We start from the raw sequence: 5,132 nt of genomic DNA, 5'->3' as shown, positions 1-5,132 counted from the left end.
GTGATGCCCTGCAGCGCCAGCACCCGCTGGGCGCACACCCCCCACACCAGCCCCAGCGCCAGGCCCAGCACCGCCCCGAACACCGCGATCACCACCGACTCCAGCCGCACCATCCGGCGCAGCTGCCGCCTGGCCAGCCCGATGGCCCGCAACAGGCCGATCTCCCGGGTGCGCTCCACCACCGACAGCGCCAGGGTGTTGACGACACCGAGCACCGCGATCACGATGGCCAGCCCGAGCAGCGCGTACACCAGGTACAGCAGCACCGCGATCTGGTCGTGCACCAGCTTCTTGTAATCGGCCTGGTCCCTGACCTGCACGTTCGGATAGGGGACGAGGGTCTTCTCCAGCGCGGAGCGCAGCCGCGCGGTGCTCGTGCCCGGGGCCGCGTTCACGTACAGGGCGGCGTCCGCGGCGCCCGGCACCTCCCTGACGAACGTGCCCAGGCCGAGGTACAGCCCGCCCTGCACCCCGAACCCCTCCGCCTCGTCCTGGTCGGTGAGCGCGGCCACCGTCAGCCCGGCCCGGCGACCGCCCTGGAACTCGGCCGGCAGCACCGTCCCCGGCCGCACGCCGTGCTTGCGGGCGAAGCCGGCGTCCATGGCCAGATGGCCGTCGGCCAGCGCCGCCGCGGTGTCCCCGGCCGCGTACCGGATGTGGGCGACGGAGTCCAGCTGCCGGTCGTAGCCGGAGACGACCGTCTCCACCCGGATGCCGTCCGGCAGCCGCAGCGCGATCGGCGCCAGCCGCTGCCGTACGACGACGCCCGCGCCCGGGGTGTGCCGCACGGCGTCGGTGACCTGCTGCGGGAAGGGCACGAAGGTACGGTTCTGCACGATGTAGTCGGCGCCCAGCGTCCGCTCGATCTGGCGGTCGATGGACCGGGTCAGGGAAGCGCCGGCCACCGACATCCCGGCGACCAGGGCCAGGCCCACCATCAGGGCGGCCGCGGTCGCCCCGGTGCGGCGCGGATTGCGCAGGGCGTTGCGCTGGCTCATCCGCCCGACGGAGCCGAACAGCGCCGGGAAGGCCGCGCCCAGCACCCGGATCAGCGGGCGCACCAGCAGCGGTCCGGCGACCACGGTCGCGATCAGGGTCAGCACCACGCCGACGCCCAGCAGCGAGGCGGCGATCGCGGTGCGGGACACGGCCGTGCAGGCCCCGAGCGCGGCGGCACCCGCCGCGCCGACCACCGCCCCCACCACGGCCCGCACCGTCAGCGGGCGCCCCACCCCGGCGACCTCGGTGTCGGCCAGGGCCGCCATGGGGGAGACGGCCGCGGCCCGCCGGGCCGGCAGGTAGGCGGCCACGAACGTGACACCGCCGCCGACGACGTAGGCGGCCACGGGCGTGGTCCAGCCGATGACCATCTGTGTGGCGTCCAGGTTCATGCCGAACAGGCTCATGAGCCGGATCAGCCCGGCGGCCAGCCCGATGCCGGCCGCCAGGCCCAGCGTGGAGGCGACCATTGCGAGCAGCACCGCCTCGGTCAGCACCGACCGCCGCACCTGCCTGCGGTCGGCGCCCAGCGCGCGCAGCAGGCCCAGCTCCCGGGTGCGCTGGGCGATCAGCATCGAGAAGGTGTTGACGATCAGGAACACGCCGACGAGGACCGCGATCCCGGCGAAGCCGAGCATCACATACTTGATGATCTTCAGGAACGAGCCCAGGCTCGCCGCGGCCGACTTGGCATGCTCGGCGGCGGTCCGCACGTCGTACGCGCGAGTCCCGACCGCCGCGGCGACGCGGCGCTTGAGCTGTGCGTCGCTCACGCCCCGCGCCGCGTCGACCGAGATGCCGGTCGCGCGGGCCGCGGAGCCCAGCAGCCGCCGCTGCGCGGTCGGGGTGTCCAGGTAGACCACCGCCGTGCCGGGGTTGGTGGTGGTGAACGTGGCGATGCCGACCACCCGCACCCGGAAGGTGCCCGGCTGCGCCTGCACCGTCAGCGCGTCACCGATCCGCACGTGCTGGTGCGCGGCCGTGTCCGCGTCCAGCACCGCCTCGCCGTCGCCGCGCGGGGTGTGACCGGAGGTCAGCTCCACCGGCCTGCGGCCGGTCTCCTCCCAGTTGCGGGCGACGGTGGGGGCGCCGGTGGCCGGACCGACGGGCCGGTTGTGGCGGTCGACGACCACCACGTTCTCCACGGAGGCGTCCACATGGGCCGCCGCCACGCCGGGCACCTCGGCCACGCGCCGCGCCAGCGCCGCCGGCAGCGTCTGCACCGTGCCGGTCGGCAGCGGGGACCTCAGGTCCTGCCGGGGCGTGACGGACACATCGGCGGCGGTCGAGGCGAACAGCCGGTCGAAGGTCCCCGAAACGGTGTCGGAGAAGATCAGGCTGCCCGCGACGAACGCCACGGACAGCGCGATGGCCAGGGCCGACAGCAGCAACCGGCCCTTGTGGGCCAGGAAGCTGCGCAACGTCGCCTTGAGCACGTCCCTCACGCCTCCTCGACGGCGGGGGCGCTGCCGGCGCGGTCCCGGCCGCCGCCCGAGGCGAACAGGCGCATGCGCTCCAGCACCGCCTCCGCCGTGGGATGCGCCATCTCGTCCACGATCCGGCCGTCCGCGAGGTAGAGCACCAGGTCGGAGTGGGCCGCCGCACCCGGGTCGTGGGTCACCATGACCACCGTCTGCCCCAGGCTGTCGACCGCCTCGCGCAGGAAACCGAGCACCTCCAGGCCGGCCCGGGAGTCGAGGTTGCCCGTCGGCTCGTCGGCGAAGACCAGCTCGGGCCGCGAGGCGAGCGCCCGCGCGCAGGCCACCCGCTGCTGCTGCCCGCCGGACAGCTGCGAGGGCCGGTGGCCGAGCCGGTCGCGCAGCCCCAGCGTGTCGATGATCCGGTCCAGCCACTCCCGGTCCGGCCTGCGGCCCGCGATGTCCAGGGGCAGAGTGATGTTCTCCAGGGCGTTCAGCGTGGGGACCAGGTTGAACGACTGGAACATGAAGCCGATCCGGTCCCGGCGCAACCGGGTCAGCTCGCGGTCCTTCAGACGGGTGATCTCCGTGTCCCCGATCCACACCTGTCCGGCCGAGACGGTGTCGAGTCCCGCCAGGCAGTGCATCAGCGTGGACTTGCCGGAACCGGAGGGCCCCATCACCGCGGTGAAGCGGCCGCGCGCGATGTCCACGTCCACCGAGTCCAGCGCGAGCACGGTGGTCTCGCCCGACCCGTAGGCCTTGGTCAGTCCGCGGGCGCGGGCGGCGGTCGCGTCGGCAGTCGCCGCGGCGGGTGTGGACACGGCGGCCTCCTCGCTGGTGCCTCGATGGGGAACGGCCTCGGTCATGAGTGCTTTGTCCCCCGCCGAGCCTAATGTGACCGGCCGCACACCCGGTATCCCCCGTTGAGCCGAGCCGGTCTCCACCTGCGCCGAACCGGTCTCCACCCTGAGACGGAGCGGGTCCGCGTCCGCGGGCCGGGCCGGTCTCCACCCCCCGGGGCCTTGCGGGTGCTAGCGGCCCGGCGCTAGCGTCGAGGCATGGCGAAGACGCAGCTGAACGTGCGGGTGGACGAGGGCACGGCCCGTGCCGCCCGGGAACGCGCCCTGGCCCGCGGGATGAGCGTCAACCGCTACATCGAGGAACTGGTGCGCCAGGACACCGGAGAGGCCGGCCGCACGTTCGTGGAGGCCGCCGCCGACTTCATGAAGAGCTACGAGTCCGTCTTCGCGGAGGAGTTCGGGGCCGACCTGGAAGGCCGCCGCGGGCATCGCGGCGAAAGCCGTCACTGAGCCGTTGAACGACCTCAGAATCGACCTCGCCTGGCTGCTCATGCTCGCCGAGCGGATGACGCCGGGGGACCCCCAGGTCACCGACTGGGGCGCGCTGGTCGCCGCGGTGGCGCGGCACCGGGCCGAGATTTTCGACGTCCCCGTCTACGACACCCCGCACGCGCGGGCCGCCGCGCTGCTGCACCTGCTCGTCCACGTGCCCGCGCTGGAGCGCTCCAACGCGCTGTTCGCCTCCGCGGTCGCCTACGCCTACCTCGTCGCCAGTGGCCTGAAGGTCGTCGTCTCGCCCGAGCAGGTGCGGGACCTGGCCCGGCTGGTGAAGTCCGGCGAGGCCTCCGTGCACGACATCGCGCGGGAACTGCGCCAGTGGAGTCTGTGAGCGGCGGGTTCAGCCCTCCGTGAGCAGCGGGTCCGCCGCCGGACGCCAGGCGGTGCCCAGCGAGCAGTACGAGCTGGGCAGGGCCGGTCCCGACTCGGGCATCAGCACCCGGCGGTAGGGCCCGAGGGCGAACCCGGCCTCGCGGAGCGCCGCGACCGGGTCGCGCGAGAGATGGCAGCCGCCGCCCAGCACCGGCCAGACGGTTCGGTCCAGGACGCGCTGGGTCAGGCGCATGGCCGCGCCGCCCCCCGCGCCGTGCTCGAAGACCCGCCCCTCGCCGCCCGGCCGCAGCACCCGCCGCACCTCCCCGAGCGACCGCGACAGGTCCCGCACGCTGCACAGCACCAGACAGAGCACCACCGCGTCGTAGGCCTCGCTCTTGACCGGCAGCGCCTCGGCGCAGCCGGGCACCACGTCGACCGGGACCTCGGCGCGCAGCGCGGCCGCTCTGGCCTTGTGCCGCAGCGGGCGCTCCGGCTCGCCCGCGACGACCTCCGCGACGGTGCCCGGGTAGTGCGCGAAGTTCAGCCCGTTGCCCGCGCCGATCTCCAGCACCCGGCCGCCGAGCCCGGCGAGCAGCCGCTCGCGCACGCCCGCCATGCCCAGCCGCGTCTCGGCGGCCACGCTGAACCGGGCGTAGCAGCGGGCGAACAGCGGATGGTGGACGGCGTCCCGCGCCATCCTGCCGGAACCGGTGGGCGACAGCGGCATGACGACCTCCTGGACGGGGCCGGACCGGGCGGGCCCGCGCAACGGGCCCACGGTGAGTGTCCCCCGTCCCCGCGCGCCGCACGCACGCACCCGCCGTCCACTCGCCGCCGCACGCACACCCTGCCGTCCGCGCGCCGCCGTACGCACGACCTCGCTGTCCGCTTGCCGGCCCCACGCCTGCGCTCGCCCTCATCCGGCTTGGCCCGGCGCACGCGCGCCCCCATCCTCCGCCCGGCGCGCGCCTGCGGACGCGTACGAGCACCCGGCGTGCGCCCGCCGTGATCTCGGGCGCCTTCGCGCCCGCCCCCACAC

The 5,132-nt window shown here is 74.6% G+C and carries 5 protein-coding genes; 2 read left to right on the top strand and 3 right to left on the bottom strand.

Annotated features, from left to right (window positions below):
* Together GV126_RS34420 and GV126_RS34415 are read right to left on the bottom strand one after the other, a co-directional pair.
* On the bottom strand, positions 1-2,435 hold a 2,435-nt coding region (locus tag GV126_RS34420; protein WP_159675206.1), incomplete at its 3' end, for an ABC transporter permease.
* 5 nt (positions 2,436-2,440) lie between these two features.
* On the bottom strand, positions 2,441-3,286 hold the full coding sequence (locus GV126_RS34415) for an ABC transporter ATP-binding protein (protein WP_202035316.1): 846 nt from the start codon (positions 3,284-3,286) through the stop codon (positions 2,441-2,443).
* A 192-nt stretch (positions 3,287-3,478) separates the two neighbouring features.
* On the opposite strand from GV126_RS34415, the gene GV126_RS34410 reads away from it, so the two are divergent.
* Positions 3,479-3,730 (top strand): antitoxin, encoded by a 252-nt coding sequence (locus tag GV126_RS34410; RefSeq protein WP_159675202.1) that lies wholly within the window; start codon positions 3,479-3,481, stop codon positions 3,728-3,730.
* Positions 3,731-3,734: 4 nt separating this feature from the next.
* Entirely contained in the window at positions 3,735-4,109 is a 375-nt protein-coding gene (locus tag GV126_RS34405) for a fic family toxin-antitoxin system, toxin component (RefSeq protein ID WP_159675200.1), read from the top strand.
* A 9-nt stretch (positions 4,110-4,118) separates the two neighbouring features.
* Here GV126_RS34405 and GV126_RS34400 read toward each other — a convergent pair whose 3' ends face one another.
* Positions 4,119-4,820, bottom strand: a complete 702-nt coding sequence (locus tag GV126_RS34400; RefSeq protein WP_159675198.1) for a class I SAM-dependent methyltransferase — start codon at positions 4,818-4,820, stop codon at positions 4,119-4,121.
* Positions 4,821-5,132: the final 312 nt, after the last annotated feature.

The organism is Streptomyces mexicanus (assembly GCF_902506575.1).
GTDB classification, from domain to species: Bacteria; Actinomycetota; Actinomycetes; order Streptomycetales; family Streptomycetaceae; genus Streptomyces; species Streptomyces mexicanus.
The sequence above is the reverse complement of the archived record's forward strand: the minus strand, read 5'-3'. Positions and strand labels throughout refer to the sequence as shown.